This is a genomic window from Streptomyces sp. NBRC 110035 (genome assembly GCF_000829695.1).
Classification (GTDB): domain Bacteria; phylum Actinomycetota; class Actinomycetes; order Streptomycetales; family Streptomycetaceae; genus Streptomyces.
On record NZ_BBNN01000044.1, the window covers coordinates 19,491 to 35,341 of the forward strand.

The 15,851-nt window shown below is 70.8% G+C and carries 11 protein-coding genes and 4 tRNA genes; 5 read left to right on the top strand and 10 right to left on the bottom strand.

The window, feature by feature from the left end; all coding sequences use genetic code 11:
• Positions 1-24: 24 nt before the first annotated feature.
• The gene (purM, locus tag TU30_RS28150) at positions 25-1,107 is read left to right on the top strand and encodes a phosphoribosylformylglycinamidine cyclo-ligase (RefSeq protein WP_042175217.1); all 1,083 of its coding nucleotides are present in this window, start codon (positions 25-27) and stop codon (positions 1,105-1,107) included.
• A 139-nt stretch (positions 1,108-1,246) separates the two neighbouring features.
• On the opposite strand, the gene TU30_RS28155 is transcribed toward purM, so the two are convergent.
• Both TU30_RS28155 and TU30_RS28160 read right to left on the bottom strand, forming a co-directional pair.
• On the bottom strand, positions 1,247-1,501 hold the full coding sequence (locus TU30_RS28155; RefSeq protein ID WP_042175219.1) for a DUF3073 domain-containing protein: 255 nt from the start codon (positions 1,499-1,501) through the stop codon (positions 1,247-1,249).
• 445 nt (positions 1,502-1,946) lie between these two features.
• Complete coding sequence (locus tag TU30_RS28160) at positions 1,947-3,035, bottom strand: Glu/Leu/Phe/Val dehydrogenase dimerization domain-containing protein (RefSeq protein ID WP_042175221.1); 1,089 nt, start codon at positions 3,033-3,035, stop codon at positions 1,947-1,949.
• 284 nt (positions 3,036-3,319) lie between these two features.
• On the opposite strand from TU30_RS28160, the gene TU30_RS28165 reads away from it, so the two are divergent.
• Both TU30_RS28165 and bldC read left to right on the top strand, forming a co-directional pair.
• The gene (locus TU30_RS28165) at positions 3,320-4,198 is read left to right on the top strand and encodes a hypothetical protein (protein WP_042175224.1); all 879 of its coding nucleotides are present in this window, start codon (positions 3,320-3,322) and stop codon (positions 4,196-4,198) included.
• A 578-nt stretch (positions 4,199-4,776) separates the two neighbouring features.
• Complete coding sequence (gene bldC, locus TU30_RS28170) at positions 4,777-4,983, top strand: developmental transcriptional regulator BldC (protein ID WP_003949541.1); 207 nt, start codon at positions 4,777-4,779, stop codon at positions 4,981-4,983.
• 523 nt (positions 4,984-5,506) lie between these two features.
• Here bldC and TU30_RS28175 read toward each other — a convergent pair.
• The 8 genes from TU30_RS28175 to TU30_RS28210 all read right to left on the bottom strand — a co-directional run bounded on the left by TU30_RS28175 (position 5,507) and on the right by TU30_RS28210 (position 13,083).
• Positions 5,507-5,782 carry a DUF6274 family protein gene (locus TU30_RS28175; RefSeq protein ID WP_042175226.1) on the bottom strand — a complete coding sequence of 92 codons (276 nt, stop codon included), beginning with the start codon at positions 5,780-5,782 and terminating at the stop codon, positions 5,507-5,509.
• 436 nt (positions 5,783-6,218) lie between these two features.
• Positions 6,219-6,293, bottom strand: a tRNA-Asp gene (locus TU30_RS28180).
• Between the two features lie 94 nt (positions 6,294-6,387).
• Entirely contained in the window at positions 6,388-10,455 is a 4,068-nt protein-coding gene (gene hrpA, locus TU30_RS28185; protein WP_042175228.1) for an ATP-dependent RNA helicase HrpA, read from the bottom strand.
• Positions 10,456-10,555: 100 nt separating this feature from the next.
• Positions 10,556-10,632, bottom strand: a tRNA-Phe gene (locus tag TU30_RS28190).
• A 24-nt stretch (positions 10,633-10,656) separates the two neighbouring features.
• Positions 10,657-10,731 (bottom strand) — tRNA-Asp (locus tag TU30_RS28195).
• Between the two features lie 35 nt (positions 10,732-10,766).
• A tRNA-Glu gene (locus TU30_RS28200) sits at positions 10,767-10,839 on the bottom strand.
• Positions 10,840-10,919: 80 nt separating this feature from the next.
• Positions 10,920-12,557, bottom strand: coding sequence for a metallophosphoesterase (locus TU30_RS28205; RefSeq protein WP_042175231.1), 1,638 nt, complete (start codon positions 12,555-12,557; stop codon positions 10,920-10,922).
• Between the two features lie 175 nt (positions 12,558-12,732).
• A complete protein-coding gene (locus TU30_RS28210) occupies positions 12,733-13,083 on the bottom strand; it encodes a metallopeptidase family protein (RefSeq protein WP_042175235.1) in 351 nt (116 codons plus the stop codon).
• A gap of 284 nt (positions 13,084-13,367) precedes the next feature.
• Between TU30_RS28210 and TU30_RS28215 the strand changes: the two genes are divergently transcribed.
• Both TU30_RS28215 and TU30_RS28220 read left to right on the top strand, forming a co-directional pair.
• On the top strand, positions 13,368-13,925 hold the full coding sequence (locus TU30_RS28215) for a hypothetical protein (protein WP_042175238.1): 558 nt from the start codon (positions 13,368-13,370) through the stop codon (positions 13,923-13,925).
• Positions 13,926-14,178: 253 nt separating this feature from the next.
• Positions 14,179-15,851 (top strand): DEAD/DEAH box helicase (locus TU30_RS28220; RefSeq protein WP_042175284.1); only part of this gene is annotated, 1,673 nt, incomplete at its 3' end.

Consider the following 15,851-nt stretch of genomic DNA (forward strand, 5'->3'; position numbering starts at 1 on the left):
AACGAGACGAAGGCTCTCCCCGTCATGTCTGAGAACACTGGCGTCGGCCCCGCCGCGGCGTCGTACAGGAACGCGGGCGTCGACATCGACGCGGGCGACCGTGCGGTCGAGCTCATGAAGGAATGGGTGAAGAAGACCCGGCGCCCCGAGGTCCTCGGCGGCCTCGGCGGCTTCGCCGGTCTCTTCGACGCCTCCGCGCTGAAGAACTACGGGCGCCCCCTGCTCGCCTCCGCCACGGACGGCGTCGGCACCAAGGTCGACATCGCCCGCCGGATGGGCGTCTACGACACGATCGGCCACGACCTGGTCGCCATGGTGATGGACGACATCGTGGTGTGCGGTGCCGAGCCGCTGTTCATGACCGACTACATCTGCGTCGGCAAGGTCCACCCCGAGCGGGTCGCCGCGATCGTCAAGGGCATCGCGGAGGGCTGTGTGCTGGCCGGCTGCGCCCTGGTCGGCGGTGAGACGGCCGAACACCCGGGTCTGCTGGGCGCGGACGACTTCGACGTCGCCGGCGCCGGTACGGGCGTCGTGGAGGCCGACCGGCTGCTCGGCGCGGACCGTATCCGCGAGGGCGACACGGTCGTCGCCATGGCCGCCTCCGGCCTTCACTCGAACGGCTACTCGCTGGTCCGGCACGTCCTGCTGAACCAGGCCGGACTCGCTCTGGAGAGCCACGTCGACGACCTGGGCCGCACCCTCGGCGAGGAGCTCCTGGAGCCCACCCGGATCTACTCGCTGGACTGCCTGGCCCTGACCTCCGTCACCGAGGTGCACGCCTTCAGCCACGTCACCGGCGGCGGCCTCGCGGCCAACCTGGCCCGTGTCGTCCCCGACGGGCTGCACGCGGTCGTGGACCGCTCCACCTGGACCCCGGGCCCGGTCTTCGACCTCGTCGGCCGGACCGGTTCGGTCGAGCGCCTGGAGCTGGAGCGGACCCTCAACATGGGCGTCGGCATGATCGCGATCGTGCCGCAGGAGTCCACGGACGTGGCGCTGACGACCCTGGCCGACCGCGGGCTGGACGCCTGGGTGGCCGGCGAGGTCACCGGCCGCGGCGACCGGACGACGGGCGCGGAACTGGTGGGGGACCACGCGGGCTGAGCGAGCCGGGTGCGCGGGGCATGCGAAGGGCACCGAGCATGCCGAGCACACCCGGTACGGTGCCGGACCGCGCGGGCGGGCAGCACAGAACCCGGTCGGTGACCGGAGTCACCGACCGGGCTGGTGATTCAGTGCAAGGTCAAGCGCCACGACGCTGTGGCGAGGACTGGCCGTCCTCGTCATCGTCGTCCTCCTCATAGAGGTCGGCGTACCGTGCGTACAGGTCGTCGTCCTGCTCATCGTCCTCAACAGGGTCACCGATGACATTCGGTGACGTGTTCGAAGGCGATGCACCCAGCTCCTCGGCCAGACGTGCGAGGTCCGTGCCGCCGCTGTTGTACTTCAGCTGGCGGGCGACCTTCGTCTGCTTGGCCTTGGCCCGGCCGCGCCCCATGGCTCGACCCCCTCAACGACGGGGCTCGACGGCCCCAGAGTCTTGACACGCGTTCATGGTCCGGCACGGACTCTCCATGGAGAGGCCGGTCCGTAGGGCTCCCACGGTACCTGAGCCCACGCCCATACGGTACGTCGCCCGCATGACGTGCCCCCGCCCGGGGTCCTCCATGCACCCTGTTCTCCCTGGTCAAGTGCGTTTTCAAGCACTTGTCGAGGGCCGACCCGCCGGGAGAAGTGAGAGTTCTCTCGAAGTGCGCCTCCGCGGGTACCGGCCATACGTGCGAACGGTGCGGGGGCGGGCTCACCTGCCCGCCCCCGCACGCGCCGCACGGATGTCCGTACGCGCCGTGCACGCGTCACGCGGGATGCCGTACGCGTCCTGCATGTGGCGCGTACACGCCCCGTACACGGCCCGTACACGCCCCCTGCGCGCCGGCCGCCGCTCAGTGCGACGCGCGCGCCTCCGCCATCCGCTGCTCGGCGATCCGGTCGGCCGCCGCAGCCGGCGGAATCCCGTCCGACTTCGCACGTGCGAAGATGGCGAGCGTGGTGTCGAAGATCTTCGCCGCCTTCGCCCTGCACCGGTCGAAGTCGAAACCGTGCAGCTCGTCGGCGACCTGGATGACCCCGCCGGCGTTCACCACGTAGTCCGGCGCGTAGAGGATCCCGCGGTCGGCGAGGTCCTTCTCGACGCCCGGGTGGGCGAGCTGGTTGTTGGCGGCGCCGCAGACCACCGTGGCGGTAAGTACCGGCACGCTGTCGTCGTCCAGTGCGCCGCCCAGCGCGCACGGGGCGTACACGTCCAGACCCTCGGTGCGGATCAGCGCCCCGGTGTCGGCGGCGGCCGTCACGCCCTGCGGGTGCCGGTCCAGGACCCGTCGCACGGCGTCCTCGCGCACGTCGGTGATCACGACCTCGGCACCTTCCTCGCGCAGGTGGTCCACCAGGTGGTGGCCGACCTTGCCGACGCCCGCCACACCGATCTTGCGGTCGCGCAGCGAGGGGTCGCCCCACAGGTGCTGGGCCGAGGCCCGCATCCCCTGGTAGACGCCGAACGCGGTGAGCACGGACGAGTCGCCGGCGCCGCCGTTCTCGGGGGAGCGGCCGGTGGTCCAACGGCACTCGCGGGCCACGACGTCCATGTCGGCGACGTAGGTGCCGACGTCGCAGGCGGTGACGTACCGGCCGCCCAGCGAGGCGACGAACCGGCCGTAGGCGAGCAGCAGCTCCTCGGTCTTGACCGTCTCGGGGTCGCCGATGATCACGGCCTTGCCGCCGCCGTGGTCGAGACCGGCCAGGGCGTTCTTGTACGACATCCCGCGCGCGAGGTTCAGCGCGTCGGCGACGGCCTCCCCCTCGGTCGCGTACGGGTAGAAGCGCGTACCGCCGAGGGCGGGGCCCAGAGCGGTGGAGTGGAGGGCGATGACGGCCTTGAGGCCGCTGGCACGGTCCTGGCAGAGCACGACTTGCTCGTGACCGCCCTGGTCCGAATGGAACAGGGTGTGCAGGACGCCGTCAGATACGTCGGTCACGGTGGTGACTCCTGAGTAAGTAGCGGCGGGTGGAAACAGTTCCCGAAACTCCCCCGCGCTTGTGGCTGTGGGGGCGGTGGCGGAGGCTGTGGGCACGAGATTAGAGCCTGTCGCCCGCGGGGACGGAACCGTGTCCAGGATCACCTCCGCGCACCTCCTTCCGGAGGAACGGCGTGCGACGATTTGCGTGGATTACCCGTACGCGCGATCCGTCCGTCCGCCGCCCGCGCGTGGGCGGGCGGGCGGGCAGGTTTTCGCGCCGGTGCGCGGGGGAGGGAGCAGGCGTGCCCAAGGTCTCCTCGGTGGTCGTTCCCTATGCGGCCTACCTGCGCGTGTACGAACCGCTGGCCGCCTTCCCCGAGCCGGAGCGCGGTCACTGGGCCCGTTACGCCCGCCGCCCCGACCTCCCCTCCTACCAGGACGAACTGCGCCGGTCCCTGGCCGACGTCGTGCCGACCCCGCCGGTCCCGGTTCCGGTGCGGGAGAGCGACGACGCGTTCGTGCTGGAGGTCGACGGCACGGTCTGCGTCTGCCCCTGGCGCACCCGGCTGCGCGGCTGGCAGGCCCTGGGGGAACTCGCCGAGGACTTTCCCCTGCCGGTCCTGGACGCGCTGCTGCCCCCGTTCGTGCGGCGCCAGGCCGCCGAGGACTACGAGCGCTGGCTGACCGCCCACCCCGGCGCCCGGCCGTGGATCCGCACCGCGACCTGGCAGGTACCGATCAACTGGTTCGTGCTGGTCTCGGACGAGGAGCGCGAGTACGACAAGGGCTCCCGGGGCTCCACGGGGTCCGACGGCTCCACGGGCTCCGGCGGCGAGGCCCCCGTGCTGCGGTACCGCACCCCCATGGTCGAGGCGCGGCGGCGGGTGGCGCGCGGGCTGCGGGCGCTGAAGACCGCCATGGACGAGGGGCCGCTGATCGACGGCCTGGTGGACGTGGGGCGCTGGCTGGAGGAGTTCCACCCGCGTTCACTGGTCGAACTGGACTACGGCGGCCTGGTGCACGCCCTGCCGGCCGGCGCGCTGGAGGACGACCACTCCGCGGCGGACGTGGCCGAGGGGATCGCGGCGCTGCGCCGCGGTGACGGAGCGACCGCGGGGGAGGCGTACGGGCGGCTGGTGGAGCGCTGGCGCTCGGTCCGGGACCTGCGGTCGGCCAACTGACACCTGGTCGCGGAGGGGCGACGAGCCGTGGCGGGATAACGAACTGGCGTTTGACCAAAAGCCCTTCTTGGGGTTTTGTCGTCGCCCTGAGGTGCGGTCAACCGGGTCCCGGCAACGGACGTAGGTGTCGATCCGGGCGTATGTGCCAAGCCGGTCAAGGGTGACGGACCGCACGTACGCGGGCCTTGCGCCACTTGCCCCCCCTCGTGCCAAAATAGGACAAGGAGTCCGGGGAAGACTCCTCCGTCCTGCTGTGATCGACTATGGGCGGAATCTCGGCATTGCGCGCTTTTGGGGGGTCCGGTGACTCCTGATCGCGGTTGTGACTGATCGTCACAACCGCGTGACTGTCCGCTATGGCATGGTCCATCGGCTTCCGCGGCTGATGAACACCTGGGAGGGCAATTCCATCGGTTTGGCCGACGCGGCTGGACGGATGGTGTAGTTGTAGTGCCGAGGACAAGCCGTTCGTCCTATAACCGACTCGACTCGCGTCCGCCATTTCGGGCAACGCGGGTCAAGGTGCAGAATTTAGAGGAAAGAACCGAGAAGGTTCGGTTCTCCCGAGGAGGCCGCTCATGACCGCTCGCACCCCTGATGCCGAGCCGCTGCTGACCCCGGCTGAGGTCGCCACCATGTTCCGCGTCGACCCGAAGACGGTCACGCGGTGGGCGAAGGCCGGCAAGCTCACGTCGATCCGCACGCTCGGCGGGCATCGCCGTTACCGCGAAGCCGAGGTCCGCGCCCTGCTCGCGGGCATTCCGCAGCAGCGCAGCGAGGCCTGAACAACTGAATAACCCGGACAAACCGGCTGGTCCCCCAACTGGTCGAGGTGTTCGGACCCACAGCTCCACACGACGCGGGGACTGCCCCAACAGGCCCTTCGCCCAAGCCGATCAGAGCTTTCCAGGCAGCTGAACCGGGTGCGTCGTCGATCGCGCTGGACTCCGCCGAGTCCGGCGCGATCTTTTGTGTGCGGGGACTGTCGCGGTGTGCCGGCGCGGTGCTCTCCGGGCGGGTCTGTGCGGGATCCGTGCGCGGGCCTGTCGGACTCTGGGGAGTGACTGTGCGGTCGCCTGCGCGGAGGTTCGGGCAGCCCTCCGGGGATAGTGCAATTGCACATATTAAATTGACTTGGTGTAGGAGGCGGGTAAGTACCGGACTTTCCGAAATTCATGCGGTGACACCCGTCACATGCCGGTCGCCTTGTTGGGTCACCGGCATATGCGCTAAAGCGGCGGCGGGTGGGGCCGATGCGCGGCAACTCGGCGGCAGGGCCCGGGAACTGGGGCGGTCGGGTCGACCGGGCTAGGCGGTGGACGCGTCCTCGCCCCCGACGCGTTCCGGGGGGCGCTCGGTCGGCTCGGTCGGCCCGGTGGGGTCGGTCGGCCCGGTGGGCTCGGCGGGGCGCGCGGGCTGTTGGGTGGGCTCGGAGGCTTCGGGGGTGCGGGGTGCGGAGTCCATCGCCAGGCGCAACAGGCGGTGGCAGACCGGACAGTGGCGGGTGTGGTGCCCGAACGACGAGGCAGCCGACAGATGCGCGCGGAGCAACGCCCGCGTCTCGTGCCTGGCCGATGCCGGCATACGCCACCTCCAGCGGCCGCACCGGGAGCGGCCCTGCTGTCTGGGGTACCGAGGCGAGCCCGCCCCGTCAAGACCCCGGGCCCTCGCCGGGAAGCCCCAGGGGCGCACGAAACGGAGCGCGGCCTCCCCGAACCCCAAGAACCACCTGAAAGGCCCTCGGTCGCCCGGCGAGGCGCGTGGAGCGGCGGGTGTGGGTGGCGGGGGAAAGCGGGCGTACGGGGCGGGGCGGGCGCGGTCTCCGCCTCGGTGGGGTGGGGTGGGGTGAGGGGTGGGGCAAGCGAAGGGGCCCCGTCGTGGTGACGAGGCCCCTCATTGATGCGGTCCTGACGGGATTTGCTGTATCGGATCGCGGCTGCGCCGCGGGCGCGGTCTCCGCCTCGGTGGGGATGGGACAGGCGAAGGGGCCCCGTCGTGGTGACGAGGCCCCTCATTGAGGCGGTCCTGACGGGATTTGAACCCGCGGCCTCCACCTTGACAGGGTGGCGAGCACTCCAAACTGCTCCACAGGACCAGGTTTCGCAGTGCGATTGCTGCCTTGCGCTGCGAAAAGAGACTGTACAGGAGCGGTGGCCCGCTGGTCGAACTCACTCTGCGTGCCGTTCGCGTCACGGAACGGCGGCATCGATCGCCTTCACGATCCGCTTGTCCGAGACCGGGTACGCGGTGCCCAGAGCGTGGGCGAAGTAGCTGACCCGGAGCTCCTCGATCATCCAGCGGATGTCCAGCACCTGCTGCGGCACCGGACGCCCCTGCGGCATCTGTTCCAGCAGCCAGGCGTACTCGTCCCGCATCTCGTGGACCTTCTCCATGCGGGTCGTGTCCCGCTGGACGTTCGCCGGCATCTGCTGGAGGCGGCGGTCCACGGCCACCAGGTACCGCATCAGGTCCGGCAGCCGCCGCAGTCCCGTCTCCGTCACGAACCCCGGCTTCACCAGGGCGTCCAGCTGCGTGCGCACGTCCTGGAGGTTGGCCAGCAGCGCAGGGCTGCGTACGCCCTTCAGCCGGCGCTCGCAGGCCTGCCAGGCGGCCAGGACCTGCTGCACCTGGCCCACCGCGCGGACCGTCGTGTCGACGATCTCGGCGCGCACCCTGTCGTACAGCTTGCGGTACGCCTCCTCGTCCCACACGGGCCCGCCGAAGTCCGCGATCAGCCGGTCCGCCGCCGCCGTCGCGCAGTCGTCGAACAGCGCCTGGACGGAGCCGTGCGGATTCGCTGACAGGGCGAGCTTCTGGGCGTTCGTCAACTTCTCGGATGCGAACTTCGCGGGGTTCACCGGGATATTGCGCAGGATCAGACGACGCGTGCCCTTCCACATCGCCGGCTGCTGCTCCGCCTCCGTGTCGAAGAGCCGCACGGAGACCGTGTCGCCGTCGTCGACCAGTGCGGGGAACGCCTTCACCGGCTGACCGGCCCGACGCGTCTCGAAGACACGGGTCAGCGTGCCGACGGTCCAGTCGGTCAGGCCCGTCCGCTCCAGCGACTCACCGCCCTCGCGTTGAGCCGTGGCGGCCGCCGCCTGGGAGAGGGCCTGGCGGGCCTTCGGCTTCAGCCGGAGCCGGAGCGCCTCCAGGTCCTTGTCCTCGGCGATCTTCCGGCGCCGCTCGTCGACGATCCGGAAGGTGACCTTCAAGTGGTCGGGGACCTTGGACCAGTCGAAGTCGTCCGGGTCGAACGGCACCCCGACCATCCGCCTCAGCTCGCGGGCCATCGTCGTGGTCAGCGGCTCCTGGAGGGGCACCGCCCGCTCCAGGAACGCCTTCGCGTAGTTCGGCGCCGGCACGTAGTTGCGGCGGACCGGCTTGGGGAGGGAACGGATCAGCTCCGTGACGACCTCCTCCCGCAGCCCCGGGATCTGCCAGTCGAAGCCCTCGTCCGTGACCTGGTTCAGCACCTGGAGCGGCACGTGGACCGTCACCCCGTCCGCGTCCGCACCCGGCTCGAACTGGTACGTCACCCGGAACGTGAGGGCACCCTGCCGCCAGGAGTCCGGATAGTCGGCCTTGGTGACAGCCTCCGCAGACTCGCGGATGAGCATCTCGCGCTCGAAGTCGAGGAAGTCCGGCTGCTCGTGGCGCTTGTGCTTCCACCACGAGTCGAAGTGCGCCCCCGACACGACATGGCCGGGCACCCGCTGGTCGTAGAAGTCGAACAGGGTCTCGTCGTCGACCAGGATGTTGCGGCGCCGCGCCCGGTGCTCCAGCTCCTCGACCTCGGTGAGCAGCCGGCGGTTGTCCGCGAAGAACTTGTGGTGCGTGCGCCAGTCGCCCTCGACCAGCGCGTTGCGGATGAACAGCTCGCGGGAGACCTCGGCGTCGATCCGGCCGTAGTTCACCTTCCGCTGGGCGACGATCGGTACGCCGTACAGCGTGACCTTCTCGTAGGCCATCACCGCGGCCTGGTCCTTCTCCCAGTGCGGCTCGCTGTACGTGCGCTTCAGCAGGTGCTCGGCGAGCGGCTCGACCCACTCCGGTTCGATCTTCGCGTTGACCCGCGCCCACAGCCGGGACGTCTCGACCAGCTCCGCCGACATCACGAACCGCGGCTGCTTCTTGAACAGCGCCGAACCCGGGAAGATCGCGAACTTGGCGTTGCGCGCGCCCACGTACTCGCTGCGCCCGCCGCCGTCCTTGCGGCCGCTCCCGTCCTTGCGGGCGGTCTGGCCGGAGTCCTTCGACTCCTTCACGTCCTTCATCCCGACATGGGAGAGCAGGCCCGCGAGCAGCGAGACGTGGATGCGGTCCCCGGGGGCGTCCTCCTCGTTGAGGTGGATGCCCATCTGCTTGGCGACCGTGCGCAGCTGCGTGTAGATGTCCTGCCACTCGCGGATCCGCAGGAAGTTCAGGTACTCCTGCTTGCACATGCGCCGGAAGGACGAGGAGCCCCGCTCCTTCTGCTGCTCCCGCACATGGCGCCACAGGTTGAGGTAGGCGAGGAAGTCGCTGGTCTCGTCCCGGAACCGGGCATGCTGCTGGTCCGCCTGGGCCTGCTTGTCGGCCGGCCGCTCGCGCGGGTCCTGGATGGACAGCGCCGCCGCGATCACCATGACCTCGCGGACACAGCCGTTGCGGTCCGCCTCCAGCACCATGCGCGCCAGCCGCGGGTCGACCGGCAGCTGGGCCAGCTTCCGCCCGGTCTCCGTCAGCCGCTTGCGGGGGTCCTTCTGCGTGGCGTCCAGCGCGTTCAGTTCCTGGAGCAGCTGCACGCCGTCGCGGATGTTCCGGTGGTCAGGGGGGTCGATGAAGGGGAACTTCTCGATCTCGCCGAGGCCCGCCGCGGTCATCTGCAGGATGACCGAGGCCAGGTTGGTACGGAGGATCTCCGCGTCCGTGAACTCCGGGCGGGTCTCGAAGTCGTCCTCGCTGTACAGCCGGATGCAGATGCCGTCCGACGTACGCCCGCAGCGGCCCTTGCGCTGGTTGGCACTGGCCTGCGACACCGGCTCGATCGGCAGCCGCTGCACCTTGGTCCGGTGGCTGTAGCGGGAGATCCGCGCGAACCCGGGGTCGATGACGTACTTGATGCCCGGCACCGTCAGCGACGTCTCCGCGACGTTCGTCGCCAGAACGATCCTGCGGCCACTGTGTTGCTGGAAGACACGGTGCTGCTCGGCGTGCGAGAGCCGCGCGTAGAGCGGCAGCACCTCGGTGCTGCGCCAGTCAGCGCCTCCGGCGCGGGGGTACGCCTTCTTCGTCAGCGCGTCCGCCGTGTCCCGGATCTCCCGCTCGCCGGAGAGGAAGACCAGGATGTCGCCGGGCCCCTCGGCCATCAGCTCCTCGACCGCGTCTGTGATCGCGGTGATCTGATCGCGGTCGGCGTCCTGCGAGTCCTCCTCGAGCAACGGCCGGTAGCGCACCTCGACGGGATACGTACGACCGCTCACCTCCACGATGGGAGCGTCGCCGAAGTGCCGCGAGAACCGCTCCGGGTCGATGGTCGCCGAGGTGATGACGACCTTCAGGTCCGGGCGTCTGGGCAGCAGCTGGGCGAGATAACCGAGCAGGAAGTCGATGTTCAGCGACCGCTCGTGGGCCTCGTCGATGATGATCGTGTCGTAGGCGCGCAGCTCACGGTCCGTCTGGATCTCGGCGAGCAGGATGCCGTCGGTCATCAGCTTCACGAAGGTGGCGTCCGGGCTCACCTGGTCGGTGAACCTGACCTTCCAGCCGACGGCCTCCCCGAGTGGGGTGTCCAGCTCCTCCGCGACCCGCTCCGCGACCGTGCGGGCGGCGATCCGGCGGGGCTGCGTGTGCCCGATCATCCCGCGGACGCCCCGGCCCAGTTCCATACAGATCTTCGGGATCTGCGTCGTCTTGCCGGAACCCGTCTCACCCGCGACGATCACCACCTGGTGATCGCGGATCGCCTCGGCGATCTCGTCCTTCTTCTGGCTGACCGGCAACTGCGGCGGATACGTGACCGCCGGCACCCGCGCCCGACGCCCGGCCATCCGCTCCTCGGCCTTGGCGACCTCCGCCTCGATCTCGCCGAGCACGGCGGCCCTGGCCTCCGGCTTACGGATCTTGCGCGCGCCCTCGAGCCTGCGCCCGAGCCGTTGCGCGTCGCGCAGCGAGAGCCCGGTCAGGCGAGGGGCGAGAGCGCCGAAGGTCGGGGCGCCGGGGGAGGCGTTGGTGGGGGCGCCGGAGGAGGGGGCGGAGGCAGGGTGCGTGGACATACGGGAACCAGGATCTCATCCTCGGGAAATCAGTGGCGAACGGTTTTGCCCCTGCGGGTGCACGAGAACACCCCCTCCGGAATCCCGGAGGGGGTGTCTGTGGTGGCTGGGGCCGGGGTCGAACCGGCGACCTATCGCTTTTCAGGCGATCGCTCGTACCAACTGAGCTACCCAGCCACGAGGTTTCACGTGAAACCTCAGCGGTCCTGACGGGATTTGAACCCGCGGCCTCCACCTTGACAGGGTGGCGAGCACTCCAAACTGCTCCACAGGACCAAGCTTCGTACGACAGTGTCGCACAGGGTGGTGCGTGCCCCCAACGGGATTCGAACCCGTGCTACCGCCTTGAAAGGGCGGCGTCCTAGGCCGCTAGACGATGAGGGCTATCGGCCCGCCTGGGCGCTTCTCAGCGCGTCGGGGACGTCCGAAGCATATGTGATGCCGGGAGGGATCGCCAAAACGGTTTACGGGGAGGCCGTGGACGGGGAGCTGGATGCGGTGCCGGACGGAGATCCGGAGGGTGAATCGGACGAAGACCCGGAGGGCGAACCGGAGGGGGACGCGCCCGGTTGGTTCTCCTCCGGGAGGTGCCTGCTGACCTCTGCCGTGGTCAGGCCCAGGCCGCCCAGCCTGATCGAGTCCCAGGCCTGGAGGCGGCGGGTGTCGCGGTCGAAGTAGAGGATCGAGGCCTCGATGGGGTCGGGGTGCTTGCCCTCGACGGCGCGCAGGCCGCTGCCCCCGGTGGAGCCTTCGACGCGGAGCCGGGTGCCGTACTTCATGACCTCCGTCTCCTGACGGTGGATGTGCCCGGCCAGGACGAGGGGCACCGTGCCGTCGACCTCGCGCGCCGCCGACGGTTCGTGGGCGACGGCGACGTCGACCGGGGTGCCGGCGGCCCGCTGGTCGCGCAGGGCGGAGGCCAGGCGGGCGCCCGCGAGTTCCTGGGACTGCTCGGCGCCGGGCTTCTTGGAGCGGTCCGGGGTGAACTGCGGGTCACCGATGCCGGCGAAGCGCAGGCCGGCGACCGTCTCGGCCCGGCCGTCGTCCAGGACGTGGACGTTCTCGAGGCCCTCCAGATAGCGCTGGGTGACGGCCGAGTCGTGGTTGCCGCGGACCCAGACGTAGGGGGCGCCGAGGCCCTCGACGGGGTCGAGGAAGCCGTTCTCGGCGGCGGTGCCGTGGTCCATGGTGTCGCCGGAGTCGACGATGACGTTCACCTGGTACTGCTCGACGAGCGAGGCGATGATCGCCCAGCTCGCGGGGTTGAGGTGGATGTCGGAGACGTGCAGGACCCGGAGGGTGGTCGGGTCGGACTGGTAGGCGGGGAGCGTGGAGGTGGCGTCGTAGAGCTTCGTCACGTTGGTGACCAGGCGGGCCAGCTCCTTCTGGTAGACGTCGAACTCCGTGACGATGCTGCGGGCGTTGCCGACCAGGGAGGGCGCCGAGGAGAGCAGGCCGGAGAATCTGGGCTCGAGGACGGAGTCCGGGTTCCAGGAGGCGTACGCGGTGCCGCCGGACGCGGCCAGCAGGGTGAGGGCGAGGCCGCCGGCGGCCAGGGCCCGGCGCGGGCGGCGGTAGACGGCGAGGCCGAGGGCGGTGGCGCCGGTGACGACGGCGACGACCGAGCGCACGGCGAGGTCGGCGGTGCCGCGGGCGATGTCCTGGGTGACCTCGTCCTGGAGTCCGGAGAGGCGCTCGGGGCGGTCGACGAGGGCCTGGGCGCGGGCGGGGTCGAGCTGGTCGACGTTGACGTCGAGGCGGACGGGGGCGTGGTGGCTGTCGAGTTCGAGGGCGCCCAGGGGGGAGACGTTGATCTTCGTGCCGCCCGTGAGGGACGGGCGCAGGGTCATGGTCGTGTCCATGGGGCCGACGGGGACGCGCACGTTGCCCACGATCAGCAGGCCGAGCCAGGCGCCCAGCAGAACGACGGCGAGCAGCCCCACGACGCGCTTGAAGGGGTGGGGCGGCCGGGCGTCGAGGGTGGTGGTGACGGCTGTCGCCGTGGCGGCGGGGCGAGGGGAACGATGACGGCGGGTGAGGGCTCGCGGGACCCTCCGGATGCGGTGGCGGAGGTTCCTGACCGTGGAGGGGACGCGTGCCATTGGTCCCGTATGCCCATGCGGTGCGCCGGATATGCGGGGCGCCCGGCAGGGCTCGTGCGGATGCAGCACGGCCGGCGACGGCTCTGCGCCGGAGCCGTCGCCGGCCGAAGGGCGCGGCGGCGGCTGGACATGACCGGTGCCCGTACGGGCCGCCCGTCTCGTGCGGCCGCGCGGATCAGCCCCAGCCCAGTTCGTGGAGCCGCGCGTCCTCGATGCCGAAGTGGTGTGCCACCTCGTGGACGACCGTCACGGCCACCTCGTCCACCACGTCTTCCGCCGTCTCGCAGTAGCGCAGGGTCGGTCCCATGTAGATCGTGATGCGGTCGGGGAGGACCCCGGCGTACCACTCCCCGCGTTCCGTGAGCGGAGTCCCCTCGTAGAGGCCCAGCAGCTCCGGATCGTCGGCGGGAGGTTCGTCCTCCACGAACACGGCCACGTTGTCCATGACCCGCGCCAGCTCACGCGGGATCTGGTCCAGGGCTTCGCTCACCAGTTCTTCGAACCTGTCACGCGTCATCTCCAGCACAGGACCATTGTCAGGGACGATCGTGCGGAGCGGCGGTGTACGCGGACCCCGTGGACGACGGGGGAGCGGGCGACGGGCCCGGTCCTGAGGGCCGTGCGTCTGCTGGGGGCGCAGGAGCGGGGCCGGGGCCGGGGCCGGACTCCACGGGGCTTCGGCACGGGGAACAGGTCAATGGCAGGTCACCGGTCTGTCACTGGTCTGCTGCTGACGGGCTGCCGGCGTGTCCTCCCGCGGGCGGCGGGAGTTGGGCACGTCGACCCAGCATCACAACCGGAGGTGGCCTCGTGCGCCCTTTGTACGTACCCGCCCGCCTGGCTGCCGTCGTCGTGGCCGTCGCCGCCGCCGCCGGATGTATGAGTGTCGGTGGGGACGGGGACGGCGGGGCCGAGCCGTCGCACTCCGCGGGCCGTTCGGGAGGTGAGGCGCCCGACGGGGGCCCCGCGGTGCCGGGCGGCGAGGGCGGTCACGGTGCCGCGGCGGCCGAGGACGGGAGCGAGCGCCGCGCGGGCGACGGCGAGAGGGGCGAGCGGGTCGAACGGAAGAAGGGCGGGGCGGAGGCCTCGTCCGTCGCCGAGGCGTCGCCCTCCCCGGGGGCGAGCGGGCCGGCCCAGGACGACGGCGGGCCGGGCGAGCCGGCGGTCCCGGCCCCCGACAGCCCGCCGGAACCGCCGGAGCCGCCGGAGCCGACCGGGCCGGCCGATCCGGAACCCACGCAGGTGCCGCCCGAGCCCACGGTCCCGCCCGAGCCGACGGCCGCGGAGCCGTCCTCGTCCGCGCACGAGCCGCCGGAGGCCCAGCTGGCGCACCGGGCGCCCGCGCGGGAAGCGGAGGCACCCGGCTAGGGACCGGAGCCTGCTCCACTGCCTTGTTCCCCCTCTCGACCCCTGCTGACCTGCCGGTTTGCTTTTGGGGGGACAGAGTGCGTATGGTGGCAGATCGTTTGATCCTATTTGCCCGGCGCCACTGCAGAGCGCGCCGTGTGGCGCGTACTCTCCCCTTACCGTGGTGGACCGCATCGAGGCGGTCATATTGCGATTGCGAATCACGGAGTTGACGGGCGCGTGCCGAAGAGACTCCGGAAGGTTTCGCATTCGTATGCCCATCGCCAGTACTGATCACGTCGTCGTGCCCGAGAACACCGAGGACACCGACACCACTGCCGTCATCACCGACATCACCGATGTCGTCACCGACGTCATCGCCGACGCCGAGGTCGATGTCACGGACGACGCCGACGCCGACGGCACCCCCGAGCTCACCTTCGCCGCCCTCGGTCTTCCCGAGGGTGTCGTGCGCAAGCTCGCGCAGAACGGCGTGACCAGCCCCTTCCCGATCCAGGCGGCGACCATCCCGGACGCCCTGGAAGGCAAGGACATCCTCGGCCGAGGCCGCACCGGCTCCGGCAAGACCCTCTCCTTCGGTCTGCCGACGCTGGCCACGCTGGCCGGCGGCCGGACCGAGAAGCACAAGCCGCGCGCCGTCATCATGACGCCGACGCGTGAGCTCGCCATGCAGGTGGCCGACGCACTCCAGCCGTACGGGGACGTCCTCGGGCTGAAGATGAAGGTCGTCTGCGGCGGCACCTCCATGGGCAACCAGATCTACGCCCTCGAGCGCGGTGTCGATGTCCTGGTCGCCACCCCCGGCCGCCTGCGCGACATCATCAACCGCGGCGCGTGCTCCCTGGAGAACGTGCAGATCGCCGTCCTCGACGAGGCCGACCAGATGTCCGACCTGGGCTTCCTGCCCGAGGTCACCGAGCTGCTCGACCAGATCCCGGCGGGCGGTCAGCGGATGCTGTTCTCCGCGACCATGGAGAACGAGATCAAGACGCTCGTCGACCGGTACCTGAAGGACCCGGTCCACCACGAGGTCGACGCCGCCCAGGGTGCCGTCACGACGATGTCGCACCACATCCTGGTCGTGAAGCCCAAGGACAAGGCGCCGGTCACCGCGGCCATCGCCTCCCGCAAGGGCCGCACCATCATCTTCGTCCGCACCCAGCTGGGCGCGGACCGGGTCGCCGAGCAGCTGCGCGACGCGGGCGCCAAGGCCGAGGCGCTGCACGGCGGCATGACGCAGGGTGCGCGCACCCGGACGCTGGCCGACTTCAAGGACGGCTACGTCAACGTCCTCGTCGCCACGGACGTCGCCGCGCGCGGTATCCACGTCGACGGCATCGACCTGGTGCTGAACGTGGACCCGGCCGGCGACCACAAGGACTACCTGCACCGGGCCGGCCGTACGGCGCGGGCCGGCCGCACCGGCACCGTCGTGTCGCTGTCCCTGCCGCACCAGCGGCGCCAGATCTTCCGGCTGATGGAGGACGCGGGCGTGGACGCCACGCGTCACATCATCCAGGGCGGCGCGGCCTTCGACCCGGAGGTCGCCGAGATCACCGGCGCCCGGTCGATGACCGAGGTCCAGGCCGAGTCGGCGGGCAACGCGGCGCAGCAGGCCGAGCGTGAGGTCACCCAGCTCACCAAGGAGCTGGAGCGGGCGCAGCGCCGCGCCTCCGAGCTGCGCGGCGAGGCGGACCGGCTGGTCGCCAGGGCCGCCCGCGAGCGCGGCGAGGACCCGGAGGCGGCGGTGGCCGAGGCGGCCACCGAGGCGTCGGCCCAGGCCGAGGTCTCGCTGCCGGAGCAGCCGACCGCACGCGACACCGAGCGCCCCGAGCGCCGGGACGGCTTCCGCCGTGACGAGCGTCGTGACGACCGGGGCGGCGACCGTGGCGGTCGTTCGTTCGAGCGTCGTGACGACCGCGGTGG

Bases quoted from the DNA above. Each gene is read 5' to 3' on its own strand.
- purM (WP_042175217.1), top strand. From the start codon at position 25: ATGTCTGAGAACACTGGCGTCGGCCCCGCCGCGGCGTCGTACAGGAAC.
- TU30_RS28155 (WP_042175219.1), bottom strand. From the start codon at position 1,501: ATGGGGCGCGGCCGGGCCAAGGCCAAGCAGACGAAGGTCGCCCGCCAG.
- bldC (WP_003949541.1), top strand. From the start codon at position 4,777: ATGACCGCTCGCACCCCTGATGCCGAGCCGCTGCTGACCCCGGCTGAG.
- TU30_RS28205 (WP_042175231.1), bottom strand. From the start codon at position 12,557: ATGGCACGCGTCCCCTCCACGGTCAGGAACCTCCGCCACCGCATCCGG.
- TU30_RS28175 (WP_042175226.1), bottom strand. From the start codon at position 5,782: ATGCCGGCATCGGCCAGGCACGAGACGCGGGCGTTGCTCCGCGCGCAT.
- hrpA (WP_042175228.1), bottom strand. From the start codon at position 10,455: ATGTCCACGCACCCTGCCTCCGCCCCCTCCTCCGGCGCCCCCACCAAC.